Here is a 15436-nt window from a genome sequence, read left to right on the forward strand (position 1 = left end):
GGCATGAGTGTCTACGACGACAAGGTGTGGCGCAGCCACTACCGCGAGCAGGATCTCGCGCCGCGGAGCATCGAATTCGACACCGCGCTGGACATGTTCGCGGCCACCGCTGCGCGCACCCCGGATGCCGACCTGATCCGTTACTTCGACGGATCGGTCACCGCCCGTGAGCTCGACGAGCTGACCGACGCGTTCGCGGTCGGCATCCTGGACCTGGGCTTCACCCCGGGCGATCGCGCGGTGGTCTACGCCCAGAACATCCCGCAGTTCGTCATCGCCCAGCTGGGTATCTGGAAGGCCGGCGGCATCGCCGTGTCGGCCAACCCGATGTACCGCAGCCGCGAACTCGCCGAGATCCTGGTCGATTCCGGCGCCACGGTACTGGTCGCGATGCAGTCGCTGTACCGGGACGTCGCGCAGGAGGCGTTGCGCGACAACAAGACCGCGGTGCGGACCGTGATCACCACCTCGGAGCTGGAGTACCAGACCGCGAACAGCGGAACACTGGCGGGCGTCGAGAAGATCGACTGCCCGGACACCGTCGACCTGGCGACGATGCTCGCGAAGTACCGCGGCCGGCGTCCGCCGAAGGCTGATCTCACCGGGGACAGCGTCGCCTTCCTGACCTACACGTCGGGAACCACCGGGCCGCCCAAGGGTGCGATGACCACCCATCGCAACGTCGTGTTCAACGCGCAGACCTACCGCGACTGGGTCGGTGTCGACAGCGACGACCTGATCCTCGGCGTGGCACCGCTGTTCCACATCACCGGTCTCATCGCGCACATCGCGCTGGCCGAACTCACCGGGGCGCCGCTCGTGCTGATGTACCGGATGGACCCGGCCGACACCATCGCGACGATCGCGCGCGAGAAGGCGACGTTCACGGTCGGATCGATCACGGTGTTCATCGCCCTGATGAACGTGCCGGACATCGACCCGGCGTCGCTGGCGAGTCTGTCGAAGATCTACTCCGGCGGCGCGCCGATCCCCCCGAGCACGATCGCCGAGTTCCAGAAACGGTTCGGTCACTACATCCACAACGTGTACGGCCTGACCGAGACCACTTCCCCGTCGCATGCGGTGCCGTTCGGCGTGACGGCCCCGGCCGACGAGGAGACCGGGGCCACCTCGGTGGGAATCCCGGTGTACGACACAGTCGTCCGGATCGTCGACGAGCAGGGCAACGACCTGCCCGCGGGCGAGGTCGGCGAGCTGGTCACGGCCGGCCCACAGGTGGTCGCCGGCTACTGGAACAAGCCGGAGGCGACCGCGAAGGGCATCCCGAACGGCGTGCTGCACACCGGCGACGTCGGTTACATGGACGCCGACGGATGGTTCTACATCGTCGACCGGAAGAAGGACCAGATCAACACCAGCGGTTTCAAGGTGTGGCCACGCGAGGTCGAAGACGTTCTGTACGAGCATCCTTCGGTGCGGGAAGCAGCGGTCGTCGGCGTGCCCGACGCCTACCGCGGCGAGACCGTGAAGGCGTTCGTGAGCCTGCGGCCGGGAACCGAGGCGACGCCGGAAGAGTTGATCGACCACTGCAAGACGCGGATGGCTGCCTACAAGTACCCGCGTGAGGTCGTCGTGATGGGTGACATCCCGAAGACCGCCACGGGCAAGCTGTTGCGTCGTGAACTGCGGACGGTGGCACAGTGACCCAGCCGGATCTGACCGTCCGCATCCCGGACGAGACGCTCGATCTTCGACCGTCGGCGAAGGCGTCGGAGTTGCGCGAGGAGCTCATCGCGTTCATGCACTCCGACGTCTTCCCGGCGGAGCAGCGCTACGAAGAGGAGCGCGGCTTCGCCGGTCCCGACGATCACGACGTGCCGCCCGTCGTCGAGGAGCTGAAGAAGCGGGCCCGCGCACGCGGCCTGTGGAATCTGTTCCTGCCGTCGGAATCCGGGATCAGCCAGCTCGACTACGCCGGTCTGGCCGAGATCACCGGTTGGAGCCTGCATCTGGCGCCCGAGGCCCTCAACGGTGCGGCGCCCGACACCGGGAACATGGAGCTGCTGCACCTGTTCGGCACCGACGAGCAGAAACAGACCTGGCTGGACCCGTTGCTCGACGGCCGAATCCGGTCGGCGTTCTCGATGACCGAGAAGGATGTCGCCAGTTCGGATGCGACGAACATCGAGACCAGCATCGAACGCGACGGCGACTCCTACGTCATCAACGGCCGGAAGTGGTGGACGAGCGGCGCAGCCGATCCGCGCTGCAAGGTGCTCATCGTCATGGGCAAGACCGATCCCGGGGCGGCGACCCATCGGCAGCAGTCGATGGTGCTCGTCCCGATCGACACCCCGGGAGTCACCGTGGTCCGCGACGTGCCGGTGTTCGGTCGTCACGACCAGCACGGCCACGTCGAGATCGTCTACGAGAACGTCCGGGTGCCCGTCGAGAACCTGCTCGGTGAGGAAGGCGGCGGGTTCGCCATGGCGCAGGCGCGGCTCGGCCCCGGCCGCATCCACCACTGCATGCGCGCGCTCGGCGCCGCCGAACGCGCCCTGCACCACCTGGTCCAGCGGTCGAAGGGGCGCGTCGCCTTCGGCAAGCCGCTAGCCGAGCAGGGCGTCGTCCAGCAGCAGATCGCCGAGTCCCGTATCGCGATCGACCAGGCCCGCCTGCTGTGCCAGCTGGCGTCGAAGACGATCGACGAGCTCGGCAACAAGGCCGCTGCGCCGTATGTCTCGGCCGCCAAGGTGTCGGTACCGCGCGTGGCGCTCGAGGTCATCGACCGGGCGATCCAGGTCCACGGCGGCGCCGGCGTCAGCGACGACGTGCCGCTGGCCGCCATGTACGGCTGGCACCGCGCGATGCGGATCTTCGACGGTCCCGACGAGGTGCATCTCCGCACGATCGCCAAGTCGGAGCTGCGTCGGTGATGGTTGCGGCGTAGCGGCTTCCCTCACCCTTGCTGCCTGAGGTGCGTTCCCGCGTAGCGGGTTTCCTTCACCCTGCTGCCTGAGGTGCGAGGAGCGCAAGCGACGAGCCACGAAGGCCTGGTGAGCAGATGTCGCCAGCCCTTCGTGGCGCTCGCTCCTTGGTTAGCGGGGTGACGGGGGAGGTGTGCTGCAAACCTCCAGTTCTCAGGGTCGCGAAATATCCTGCCGCCACTGACAAATCACCTAAAACTGCTGTGGAATACCTACGGGACTCGAACGTATGTTCGATTACCATGGAGTCATGGCACCGCTCGAATCCCTCCTCGACCAGCTCGCGGGAATCACTCCACCCACAGACGATCCCACTGGTCGCACGACAATTTCCGAACTGGAGCTCTGGAGAAAGGTCCGCAATCTGGCTGATCACCGAATCTATACTTGTGCAAGCGATCTCGATGATCTGCGTGTCGCGGAGAAGGCAGGGTCGACCACCAAGAAGCTGCTGATCGAGATGGGATTCCCGCCGGTGGTCGCCACTCGGGCGATTCGTATCGCCGATAGCATCGGCACCTTGAGTAAGCTCGAGAGTTGCGCGGCCGACGGAAACCTCTCGGGAGAAGTCGCCGACGCCATTGTCCGTGGCATGACAATCATCGAGAAGCGTTCACCCGCCGCGCTTTCCGGCAACGACCGTGGCACCTACGAGAGCGGACTCCTCGCCCAAGCCCTGTCAGGTGCCACACCCGCCGAGATACAAAAGCACGCGCAGACGATCGGCAACACCATCGCCGACGACGAGAACGGTATCCCCGCGTGCGACGACCGGTCACTGGATACGTTGTCGCACCGGGTGACCGATGACAGCCGCGTGGAGATCAACGCCAACGTCACCCAGGCCGTCGGCGAGAAGTTCATCGCCATGATCGACGAACGCTCGGTGCCGTGCCCCGAACCCGACGGCTCCCCAGACCGACGCTCAACAGCCCAGATCCGTGCCGACGCACTGGAGGTGCTGTTGGATCAAGCCGCAGTCGGCGTTGCGATGGACACCATCGGCACACCACGCGCCCAGATATTGCTGACCATCCCCGCCGACGGTGGTGACCCCGCATTTCTGCCCTGGACCGGCCCGACCACCCACGCCATCGCCCGACAACTGTCCTGCGACGGAACCCTGACCGAGATCGTCATCGACGGCGAGACCGTGCCGCTACAGATGGGTCGCGAACGACGACTCTTCCCACCGCACCTACGCAAAGCGATCATCATCCGCGACCAGAGTTGCATCAAATGCGGCGCGCCACCATCGCACACGCAGGTGCACCACATCGAGCACTGGTCCGACGACGGCGACACCGACCTCGACAACGGCTGCCTGCTCTGCCAACGCTGCCACACCCAGGTTCACCACAACGGCTGGGACATCATGATGGGCTTCGACCGACACCCGTGGCTGATCCCACCGGCCGACATCGACCCCCGACGCCGCCCGCTACCCGCCTACAACCGCCGCACCATGCGACTCGACGACGCCGCCTGACACAGCAGACTTTCGCGCAGCACCTTCCGCGCCCCGGCCACTAGCCGGGACCGCATCCGTCCCTTGACAAGTCCACAGTGTGAACACCGAATATCCGATCCGTGGCCATCGGCACGAGCGGGGTCTGGTTCCGTGCGACGACCGGTCGAATGAATCTCGTCGCCGCAGGTGCATCGGGGTTCTGGTCGGCTTACCCTGGCCCGCAGGTCGCGACGACGAGGCGCGATCGTTCGGGGGTGGAGGACGAGGAGTGCACCGTGAATTCAGGCGATCCCAACCAGCAGCAGGGCGTTCAGCGGTCACCGGCCCCACCCGGGCAGCCGCAGACCGGCGGATTCCCCGGCAACCACGGTGAGACCGGGCAGTTCCAGGGCGGACGGCCCACCGGAGGGGTTCCCGGCCAGCAGTGGGGTGAAAATCCACCGGCGTACCAGCACTCGACAGGTGGTTGGGGTCCCGCGTCCGGCATGGGTCCTCAGCGAATGGGGCCGCGGCCCGATCGGTCGGTGATCTTTGCCCTCGGTGCGGCGGTCGCCGGGATCGTCACCTGCTGCATGGGCTTCGTCAGCTGGATCACCGCGTTGCCCGGGGCGCAGCAGGGGCTCGATTCGTGGGAACGCGATTTCATGGAAGGGCGGGACAGTATCCCCGGGTTCTTCTCCGACGACATCGTGCTGAACCCCGGCAAGTTCTTCGTCCTGCTCGGCGTCGTCGGGGTCGCGACGACGTTCATGCTGGTTCCCCGATATCGAAAGGCCCTGCCCTTCCTCGCCGTGATCGCGCTCGCCGGGTGGCTGGCACTGTTCGCCTCGGCGTTGATCATGCCGCCGTCCGTCGAACTCGGGGCCGGCGCCATTCTCGGGCTGATCTTCGGATTCGTGCAGGTGACGCTCCTGATGACCGCATCGTTCTTGTACGGTCTCAAGAAGGATGACGCCGCAATCTCCTGACGCACACGTGCAGCCGGCCGGACTTCTCGGAGACCCGCTGGCGGATGCTCTTCGTCGTGCGGGCTGCGTGTTCGCCGAGGACGAGGCCGAGCTGCTACGCCGGCACGCCGCCGGTCCAGACGGACTCGCCGACCGGTGCGCACGCCGGATCGCGGGTGAACCACTCGAACATCTGCTGGGGTGGGTCCAGTTCGGGAACCTCCGGCTCAGCGTCGGGTTCGGTGTGTTCGTGCCGCGGCAGCGATCCCTGCTGCTGGCGCAGGAAGCCGTCGACGCCGCGACGGGGCGGCCCGGAGCCGTTGTCCTCGAGGCGTTCTGCGGAGTGGCGCCGATCGCCTCCGCAGTCGCCGCAACCGTCGATGGTGTGCAGGTGCACGCTGCCGACATCGCCGCCGATGCGCTCGTCCACGCCCGGCGGAACCTGCCCGTCGACGCGCAGATCCATCACGGCATCGGTTTCGACGCCGTTCCCGAGTCACTCCGCGGTCGCGTGGATGTGATCGCAGCCGTCCCGCCGTACGTTCCCGATCACGCCTTCGGCCTGCTGGCTCCGGAAGCCCGCGACCACGAACCCCGACGTGCCCTCACCGGGGGAGCGGACGGGCTCGACCACGTCGACGCACTGATCACCGGCGCCCAGACATGGCTGTCCGGTGACGGGGTCCTGCTCATCGAGATGAACGTCGGGCAGTTCGACGCAGTGGCGGCTCGCGACGAGCAGGTGCGCGCCTTCGACCTCGACGCCGTGGCCGGCGACGACGGTCAGACGGTCGTCGCGCGCTTCCGTCGGTGTCGCTGAAACCCGCTCCCGGTGAGCCGATTCCAGGGGAGGTGTTCAGCGACGGGTGGCTGTCGGGTCGGGGTGTCAGATTCCGAGGGCGCCCCGCAGCCGGCTGACCTCCGCCCGGTACTTCTCGACGTTGCGCATCTTCACGCTCTCGTAGCCGCGCACCATGTCGGGGAGGCCGGCGAGTTCCACCACGGCCGGCATCTCGGCGTCGCCGACGCGTCCGCCCTGCACGGCGGCCAGCAGTTGGTCGACGATCTCCCGGTACTCGACGATCAGCGCACGTTCGGTACGACGGATCTCGTTGCGGCCGAACGGGTCGAGAGGTGTTCCGCGAAGCTTCTTCATCTTCGCGAGCGCACTCATCGGACGGTTCGCCCAGGGACCGAGGGACATCTTCTCCCGTATGCCCATCTGGCGCAGCGTCGGCGGATGCAGCCGGATCGAGACCTCTGCGTCTTCACCGAACTGATCGGCGACCTTCGCCGCGAAAACGGCATCCTGCGTCAGGCGAGCGACCTCGTACTCGTCCTTGTAGGCCATCAGCTTGTACAGGTTGCGCGCGACCGCATCGGTCAACGCATCGTTGTCCGCGCCGCGGTGCACCCGTTCGACGACGTCGAGATACTCACGCGCGTAACGCTCGTCGGCGTAGGCGATCAACTCGTCGTAGCGGAGTGCCACGGTCCGCGTGAGCTCGTCGCCGAAACCGCTCGCACGGACCACGCTCATCGCATGGTCGGACGACTCCGGTTCCATGGTCGCGACGCCGTGCAGCGAGGCGATGGTCGCGGACACGGCATCGGCGTCGACCACCGCCTGACGTCCGCGCCGGAAGGCCTGCACGTTGGCGTCCACCGCGACGCCGTTCAGTTCGATCGCGCGCTCGATCGACGAGGCCGAGATGGCCAGTGCGCCTGCCTGATACGCCGCACCCACCATGAGCATGTTGGCGAACTGCTCGTCACCGAAGAGTGCGGTCGACAGCGCCCCGGAATCCAGGTAGAGGCCGCGGGTCACCTTCGCGTCGATCGCGGAGTGGATCGCGGTCTCCGCCGGGAAGCCCACCGAGGTGTCGATGACCATGAGCCCGGTGGGAACCTGCGTCGTGGACACCACGGCGACGGTCTTCTCCGGTGCCGCGACCTTCAGGTTGACCGGATCGGTGCCGACCAGCGGGTCGCAGACGAGATAGAGATCGCAGTCGTCGGAGGCGACCTTGGCGGCCTGCTCGACCTCGTGCGGCGCGACCTTGATGTCGCTGACGACGGCACCGCCCTTCTGTGCCAGGCCCGTCATGTCGACGGTGCGGGCGGCATGGCCGTCGAGGACCGCCGCGGTGGCCAGCACCTGCGACACGGTCACGACACCGGTGCCGCCGATGCCGGTGACCCGAAGCGAGAACGTGTCCCGCACGGCGGGCAGCGTTGGTTCCGGAAGCAGTGCGTCCGGGAGGTCGGTGGCGCGGGCCCTCGTCCGCGTCGTTCCCGGGGTCACGGTGACGAACGACGGGCAGTCGCCTTTCAGGCACGAGTAGTCGAGGTTGCACGAACTCTGGTCGATCTGGGTCTTGCGCCCGAACTCGGTCTGCACGGGGTGCACGGACAGACAGTTCGACTTCTCGCCGCAGTCGCCGCAGCCCTCACAGATGCGTTCGTTGATCATCACCCGCGTGGTGGGGGTGGGCATGGTGCCGCGCTTGCGCTTCCGGCGCTTCTCCGCGGCGCAGTGCTGATCGTGGACGAGGACGGTCACCCCGGGTACGCCGGCGAGTTCGGTCTGGACCTCGAGCAGCTCGTCGCGGTGGCGGACCTCCACATTCTTGGGAAGGCCCAGTGCGCGCGTACGTTTCGGGTCGTCGGAGGTCACGACGATCTTGCTGACGCCCTCGTCGGCGAGGAGGGAGGTCAGCCGCGGCAGGTCCATCTCACCGACCGGGTCCTGGCCGCCGGTCATGGCGACGGTGCCGTTGTAGAGCAGCTTGTAGGTGATGTTCTCGCCGGACGCGACGGCTGCTCGGAGGGCCAGCGAGCCCGAGTGCATGAATGTGCCGTCACCGATGTTCTGCACGAAGTGCCGGGCGGAGACGAACGGAGCCATGCCGATCCACTGCGCACCCTCGCCGCCCATCTGCGTCACCCCGGCGACGTCGCCGACCTGGCGCGGGTCCATCAGGAGAACCATCGCGTGGCAACCGATTCCGGCGCCGACGAGGGTGTCTTCGGAGACCTTGGTCGAGCTGTTGTGCGGGCATCCGGAGCAGAAGTACGGCGTGCGCACGGCGAGGGGGAGTTCGATGCGGGTACGACGCCGCGACTTCTTGTCGACCCACGCCTGCGCCGCATCGACGTGATGGCGTGCCAGACGATCCGCGAGACCGCGGGTGACGGCGTCGACGTCGAGTTCGCCGAAGCGGGAGAACAGGGTCGATCCGTCCTCGTGGACCTTGCCGACGATCCGCGGTGCACGCGGATGGCGGAAGAGGATGTCGCGCATCATCGTCTCGATGAAATCGCGCTTCTCCTCGATGACGATGACCTCGTCGAGATCACCGCGCGCGGTGCCGAACATGAAGCGGTCGAGGATGTCCCGCTCGATCGGGTAGACCATCCCGAGCTTGAGGATGCGGATGCCGAGACGACGCAGGTCGTCGTCGCCGATGTGCAGCAAGCGCAATGCCTCTCGTAGATCGAGGTAGGTCTTCCCCGCGGCGACGATGCCGATCCGGTCGTCGGGGGTCGACACCACGATCTTGTTGATCCCGTTGAGCCGCGCGTACTCCAGCGCGCGGGGGATGCGCGTGGTGAGCTGATTCTGTTCGAGCTCCATCAGATTGGCGCCCAGGAGTCGACCGCTCGGGACGTGCGGACTGCGTCCGAGGTCGCCGTAGGTGGGGATGACGCGGTCGGGATGGACGTGTGCGGTCGACGCGCCGTCGGCGACATGGGCCGAGATCTTCAGCGACGTCCACAGTCCGCTGACGCGGCTCATGATCGCCGCGTGCACGCCGAAGTCGAGGATGTCCTGCGAGTCCGCGGGGTAGAGAATCGGGATGTAGAGGTCGGCCAGGGCCATCTCCGACGCGCACGGCACCGTCGAGGACTTGGCGCCGGGGTCGTCGCCGACCAGTGCGACGGCGCCACCGGACGGATGCGTCCCGACGAGGTTGGCGTGCCGGATCGCGTCGGTGGCGCGGTCGAGGCCGGGGGCCTTGCCGTACCAGTAGCCGACGACGCCGTCGCGGGGCGTGCCGTCGGTGGTGGGAGCAAGGTCGGCAACCTGTGCGGCCACCTGCGAGCCCATCACCGAGGTCGCGGCGATCTCCTCGTTCAGGCCGGGCCGGTGGGTGATGTCGTAGGGCGCGAGCAGCTTGCGACGCCGGGCGAGTTCGAGGTCGTAACCGGCGAGGGGAGAGCCCTCGTAGCCGGAGATGAACGAGGCGGTGTTCAGGTTCTGGCGGCGGTCGACGCGAGCGCGGTCGCGGACCATGCGAACCAGGGCCTGGATGCCGGAGAGGTAGATGGTGCCCGACTCGCGGGCGTAGCGATCGTCGAGCGAGAAGTCGTCAGGAAGGGGCTCGGACGAGCGTGTTGCTGACAAGCCGGTTTGTGCGGTCGGCACCTGCTGGAAGCGTGCGCGGTCGTCTGCGAGGGTCATGGGATTACCTGGCCTTCTATGTGCGGTGGCCTTCTCCGGTCGTGCCGGATCGACGCATCGGTTGTGAGAGCCCGGGGGTGGTGGGCCTGCCACCACCCTACGAGATGGCGTGACGCGCGTCACGCAGACTGGTCGCGAGTCGTGGGCGTGACACGCGCCACTCGATGGCGTACCATTCCGTTCAGTTAATCCCAACTAACTGAAGGGTCGACGGTGACCAGCACGCTCGACGGCTTCCGGGCCACGCACCAGCAGAATCTCGACCTGCTCCACCAGCGCCTGACGACCGTGGCCGCCGGCGGCGGGGCCAAGGCGCGTGAGCGCCACGTATCGCGCGGCAAGCTGCTGCCGCGTGATCGCGTCGACGGCCTCCTCGATGTCGGCTCACCGTTCATCGAGGTGGCGCCGCTCGCCGCGTTCGGGATGTACGACGACAAGGCGCCGGCCGCGGGCGTCATCGCCGGTGTCGGCCGCGTGGCCGGCCGGGAATGCATGATCGTCGCCAACGACGCCACGGTCTCCGGCGGCACCTACTATCCGGTCACGGTGAAGAAGCACCTGCGCGCGCAGGAGATCGCGGCCGCCAACCGGTTGCCGTGTATCTACCTCGTCGACTCCGGCGGCGCGATGCTGCTTCAGCAGGACGAGGTCTTCCCGGACCGCGACCACTTCGGCCGCATCTTCTACAACCAGGCGAACATGAGCGCCGCGGGCATCCCGCAGATCGCTGCCGTCCTCGGTTCCTCGACCGCCGGCGGCGCCTACGTCCCGGCGATGAGCGACGAGACGGTCATCGTCCGCAACCAGGGCACCATCTTCCTGGCCGGACCGCCGCTGGTGAAAGCCGCGACCGGCGAGGACGTCTCGGCCGAGGACCTCGGCGGCGGCGCGATGCACTCGTCGGTCTCCGGCGTCACCGACCACCTCGTCGACAACGATCAGCAGGCCTTGGCGAAGGTCCGTGAGATCGTCGCCACGCTCGGCCCGCGGGAGGCGCCGCAGTGGGAGGCCATCCCGTCGCGGGAGCCGCTCCGTCCGCAGACCGACATCTACGACGTGGTGCCCACCGACTCCAGGACCCCGTACGACGTGCGCGAGGTCATCGAGATCATGTGCGACGCCGGTGAATACACCGAGTTCAAGGCCAACTACGGCACGACCCTGGTGACCGCGTTCGCGCACATCCACGGCCACCCGGTCGGCATCATCGCCAACAACGGCGTCCTCTTCAGCGAATCCGCCCTCAAGGGTGCGCATTTCATCGAGCTCTGCGATCAGCGCCGAATCCCGTTGGTCTTCCTGCAGAACATCACCGGGTTCATGGTCGGCAAGGCCTACGAGCAGGGCGGCATCGCCAAGAACGGCGCCAAGATGGTCAATGCGGTCGCGTGTGCGCGTGTCCCGAAGTTCACCGTCATGGTCGGCGGCTCGTTCGGCGCCGGCAACTACTCGATGTGCGGCCGGGCCTACTCGCCGCGGTTCCTGTGGATGTGGCCCAACGCTCGCATTTCCGTGATGGGTGGCCCGCAGGCCGCCGACACACTGGGCACGGTGCGCCGCAACCAGATCGAGCGATCCGGGGACACCTGGGCGGCGGAGGACGAAGAGGCGTTCAAGGCACCCATCCGCGAACAGTTCGAGCGGCAGTCCGACGCCTACTACTCGACCGCGCGCCTCTGGGACGACGGCATCGTCGACCCCGCCCAGACCCGCACGCTGCTCGGCCTCGCGCTCGAGACGGCGCGGTACGCCCCGCTGGCCGACCCGCGCTACGGCGTCTTCCGGATGTGAGAGCGGAGACCGACATGCCATCCCCGAGTTCACCCACGACGACAGAGGACCTTCAGACCGTGAGCACCAGACCCATTCGCAGCGTCCTGGTGGCGAACCGCGGCGAGATCGCCTGCCGGGTGATCGACACCCTGCGCCGCCTGGGAATCCGCAGCATCGCCGTCTACTCCGACGCCGACGCGCAGGCCCGTCACGTCCGCGAGGCCGACGTCGCGGTCCGGATCGGACCGGCAGCGGCCGCCCAGAGCTACCTCGACATCGACGCCGTCGTCGACGCGGCCCGCAAGGCCGGCGCCGACGCCGTCCACCCCGGTTACGGATTCCTCTCGGAGAACCAGAAGTTCGCCGCCGCACTGGCGGAGGCGGGCATCGTCTTCATCGGTCCGCCGGCCGAGGCCATCGCGACGATGGGCGACAAGATCACCGCCCGCGCCGCGGTCACCGCGCGCGACGTGCCGGTGGTGCCGGGCCTCTCGCGTCCCGGTCTCACCGACGAGGACCTGATCGCGGCCGCCCCCGACATCGGCTTCCCGGTCCTCATCAAGCCGAGCGCGGGTGGCGGCGGCAAGGGTATGCACCGCGTCGCCGACCCGGCCGAACTGCCCGCGGCACTCCAACGTGCACGACGAGAGGCGGGCGCCGCATTCGGCGACGACGCCCTGTTCCTCGAGCACTTCGTCGACACCCCGCGCCACATCGAAGTGCAGGTTCTCGCCGACACACACGGCAACGTCATCCATCTCGGCGAACGCGAGTGCTCGCTGCAGCGCCGCCACCAGAAGGTCATCGAGGAGGCGCCGTCGGCGCTGCTCGACGCCGTCACCCGTGCCCGGATCGGCGAGGCGGCCTGCGACGCCGCCCGCAGCGTCGGCTACACCGGTGCCGGCACCGTCGAGTTCATCGTCTCGGCCCACAAGCCGGACGAGTTCTTCTTCATGGAGATGAACACGCGACTGCAGGTCGAGCACCCGGTCACCGAACTCGTCACCGGAATCGACCTGGTGGAGCAGCAGATCCGCGTCGCCCGCGGCGAGGTCCTCGGCTTCGCCCAGGACGACATCACGCTCACCGGCCACGCCGTCGAGGCCCGCGTGTACGCCGAGGATCCCGCCCGCGGCTTCCTCCCCACGGGCGGCACCATCGAGCACCTCGTCCACCCGGACACGGCGTCGGGCAGCGGCATCCGCGTCGACTCCGCCATGCTCGAGGGACTGCGCGTCGGAAGCGACTACGACCCGATGCTCGCCAAGATCATCGCGCACGGCAGCGACCGCGAGGAGGCCCTCGAACGCCTCGACCAGGCGCTGGCACACACCCGCGTACTCGGGGTCGTCACGAACATCGACTTCTGCCGCTTCGTACTCCGTCAGCAGGCCGTCGTCGACGCCGAACTCGACACCGAACTGCTCGACCGCCTGGTCGCCGATTACGTGGTGCCGCAACCCTCCCCGGAGGCGCAGGCCCTCGTCGGCCTCGCCCGAATCGGGGTCCGGGACCGCGGTGACGTCTGGTCGTCGGCGGTCGGCTGGCGCGTCGGGGAACCGGCCCCGGTGATCACCAGGCTCGTGAGCGGCGGACACCACTCCACTGTGGCGATCCGCGTCGAACACGCTGATGCGCAGTCGATCTCGGGATCTGCGACCGTGGTCACCGAGGGTGACGACGGAGCCGAGGGTGAGTCCTGGACAGCCGAGGTGGTCTACCTCCCCGCACAATCGGGCGACGGCCGCGAATCCGACCGTCTCATCGTCGACGGGATCAGCCAGTCCTGGTCGTCGACGCTGATCGGCGAATCCTGGTGGGTGTCCGGACCGTCCGGCGCCTGGGTCCTCGACCTCGCCCGTCCGCTGCTCGACGAGGCCGCCGACGATCGTGCCGGCGAGATCGCCAGCCCGATGCCCGGCACCGTGGTCGCCGTCGGAGCAGCGTCCGGCGATGCGGTGAGCAGCGGCGCGGCCGTCGTGGTCGTCGAGGCGATGAAGATGGAACACGCGCTGACCGCACCCGTCGACGGAACCGTCGACATCACGGTGAAGGTGGGTGACAAAGTGGATGCCGGACAGATCCTCGCCGTGGTCACCCCCGCGGAGAGCCGGGAGCCCGTTCCCGCTCCCTGAGGTGCGAAGAACTCAACCGAACCGAACGACAAGAGTGAACAGGACTCTCATGGAACTCACGCAGGAGTACACCGACCTCATCGAGACGGTGCGCGACTTCGCGCAGACCGTGGTGGCACCGGTGGCCGCGAAACACGATGCCGACCACACCTTCCCGTACGAGGTCATCGCCCAGATGGGCAAGATGGGACTCTTCGGGCTGCCGTTCCCCGAGGAGTACGGCGGCATGGGCGGCGACTACTTCGCGCTGGCCCTCGCGCTCGAGGAACTCGGCAAGATCGACCAGTCGGTCGCCATCACCCTCGAGGCCGGCGTGAGCCTGGGTGCGATGCCGATCTACCGGTTCGGCACCGAGGAGCAGAAGCAGCAGTACCTGCCCGACCTCACCGCCGGCACCGCGCTTGCCGGTTTCGGCCTGACCGAGCCGGGGGCCGGCTCCGACGCAGGTGCCACCGCGACCACCGCTCGCGACGACGGCGACTCGTGGATCATCAACGGCGGCAAGCAGTTCATCACCAACTCGGGCACCGATATCACCTCGCTGGTCACCGTCACCGCGGTCACCGGGGTCAAGGAGAACGGCAAGAAGGAGATCTCGACGATCATCGTGCCGTCGGGGACGCCCGGGTTCACCGCCGAACCGGCCTACAACAAGGTCGGTTGGAATGCCTCGGACACCCACCCGCTCACGTTCACCGATGTGCGCGTGCCGAAGGAGAATCTGCTCGGCGAGCGCGGCCGCGGCTACGCCAACTTCCTGTCGATCCTCGACGAGGGCCGCATCGCGATCGCGGCGCTCGCAACCGGTGCCGCGCAGGGTTGCGTCGACGAAAGCGTCAAATACGCCAAGGAGCGTCAGTCGTTCGGCAAGCCGATCGGGGAGTACCAGTCGGTGTCCTTCGCCATCGCGCGGATGGAGGCCCGGGCCCACGTCGCCCGCACCGCCTACTACGACGCGGCCGCGAAGATGCTGGCGGGCAAGCCCTTCAAGAAGGAGGCGTCGATCGCCAAGCTGGTGGCCAGCGAGGCGGCCATGGACAACGCGCGTGTCGCCACGCAGATCCACGGCGGCTACGGCTTCATGAACGAGTACCCCGTCGCCCGTCACTACCGCGACTCGAAGATCCTCGAGATCGGTGAGGGCACCACCGAGGTGCAGCTCATGCTCATCGCCCGTGAGCTGGGTTTCGCATGAGCGAGAACGAACAGGCACCCGTGCACCGGGTCGTCCAGCGCGGCCTGTGGTTCGAGGAGTTCACCGAGGAAACCCTCTACGAGCACCGTCCCGGACGCACCGTGACCGAGGCCGACAACGTGCTGTTCACGACGCTCACGATGAACACCCAGGCGCTGCACCTCGACGCCGCGTGGTCGGCGCAGCAGCCCGGTTTCGGTGGACAGCGACTGATCAACTCCATGTTCACGCTGTCGACGATCGTGGGTCTCTCGGTCAGTCAGCTGACACAGGGCACACTGGTGGCCAACCTCGGTTTTTCCGAGGTTGCGTTCCCCGCGCCGTTGTTCGCCGGCGACACCCTCTACGCCGAGACACTGTGCACCGGTAAACGCGAATCCCGGTCGAGGCCGGGGGAGGGCGTGGTGAACTTGACCCACATCGGACGCAATCAGCACGGCGAGGTCGTCGCGCGAGCCGCGCGGGCCACGTTGGTGCGCAAGAAACCTACGGAGTGACGACG

General features: G+C 67.6%; 10 protein-coding genes. 9 read left to right on the forward strand and 1 reads right to left on the reverse strand.

What is annotated here, in order from left to right; genetic code table 11:
* The first annotated feature begins 3 nt into the window (after positions 1–3).
* The 5 genes from RVF83_RS12240 to RVF83_RS12260 all read left to right on the forward strand — a co-directional run bounded on the left by RVF83_RS12240 (position 4) and on the right by RVF83_RS12260 (position 6186).
* Positions 4–1665: a class I adenylate-forming enzyme family protein gene (locus tag RVF83_RS12240; RefSeq protein ID WP_005201179.1), complete on the forward strand. Its 1662-nt coding sequence runs from the start codon at positions 4–6 to the stop codon at positions 1663–1665.
* Positions 1662–2897, forward strand: coding sequence for an acyl-CoA dehydrogenase family protein (locus RVF83_RS12245; protein WP_005201180.1), 1236 nt, complete (start codon positions 1662–1664; stop codon positions 2895–2897). The genes RVF83_RS12240 and RVF83_RS12245 overlap by 4 nt, the downstream gene beginning before the upstream one ends.
* Positions 2898–3198: 301 nt before the next feature.
* A complete protein-coding gene (locus tag RVF83_RS12250; RefSeq protein ID WP_005201181.1) occupies positions 3199–4437 on the forward strand; it encodes an HNH endonuclease in 1239 nt (412 codons plus the stop codon).
* A gap of 257 nt (positions 4438–4694) precedes the next feature.
* Positions 4695–5387, forward strand: a complete 693-nt coding sequence (locus tag RVF83_RS12255) for a DUF5336 domain-containing protein (RefSeq protein WP_005201183.1) — start codon at positions 4695–4697, stop codon at positions 5385–5387.
* Positions 5368–6186: an SAM-dependent methyltransferase gene (locus RVF83_RS12260; RefSeq protein ID WP_051989354.1), complete on the forward strand. Its 819-nt coding sequence runs from the start codon at positions 5368–5370 to the stop codon at positions 6184–6186. The genes RVF83_RS12255 and RVF83_RS12260 overlap by 20 nt, the downstream gene beginning before the upstream one ends.
* Before the next feature lie 66 nt (positions 6187–6252).
* On the opposite strand, the gene RVF83_RS12265 is transcribed toward RVF83_RS12260, so the two are convergent.
* Positions 6253–9831, reverse strand: coding sequence for an indolepyruvate ferredoxin oxidoreductase family protein (locus RVF83_RS12265; RefSeq protein WP_005201187.1), 3579 nt, complete (start codon positions 9829–9831; stop codon positions 6253–6255).
* Between the two features lie 213 nt (positions 9832–10044).
* On the opposite strand from RVF83_RS12265, the gene RVF83_RS12270 reads away from it, so the two are divergent.
* The 4 genes from RVF83_RS12270 to RVF83_RS12285 are packed head-to-tail and all read left to right on the forward strand — an operon-like array spanning position 10045 to position 15431.
* A complete protein-coding gene (locus RVF83_RS12270; RefSeq protein ID WP_005201189.1) occupies positions 10045–11622 on the forward strand; it encodes a carboxyl transferase domain-containing protein in 1578 nt (525 codons plus the stop codon).
* Positions 11623–11681: 59 nt separating this feature from the next.
* A complete protein-coding gene (locus tag RVF83_RS12275) occupies positions 11682–13739 on the forward strand; it encodes an acetyl/propionyl/methylcrotonyl-CoA carboxylase subunit alpha (RefSeq protein WP_005201190.1) in 2058 nt (685 codons plus the stop codon).
* A 49-nt stretch (positions 13740–13788) separates the two neighbouring features.
* A complete protein-coding gene (locus RVF83_RS12280) occupies positions 13789–14934 on the forward strand; it encodes an acyl-CoA dehydrogenase family protein (RefSeq protein WP_005201192.1) in 1146 nt (381 codons plus the stop codon).
* Positions 14931–15431 (forward strand): MaoC family dehydratase, encoded by a 501-nt coding sequence (locus tag RVF83_RS12285; RefSeq protein WP_005201194.1) that lies wholly within the window; start codon positions 14931–14933, stop codon positions 15429–15431. The genes RVF83_RS12280 and RVF83_RS12285 overlap by 4 nt, the downstream gene beginning before the upstream one ends.
* Positions 15432–15436: the final 5 nt, after the last annotated feature.

This window comes from Gordonia rubripertincta (assembly GCF_038024875.1).
Taxonomy (GTDB): domain Bacteria; phylum Actinomycetota; class Actinomycetes; order Mycobacteriales; family Mycobacteriaceae; genus Gordonia; species Gordonia rubripertincta.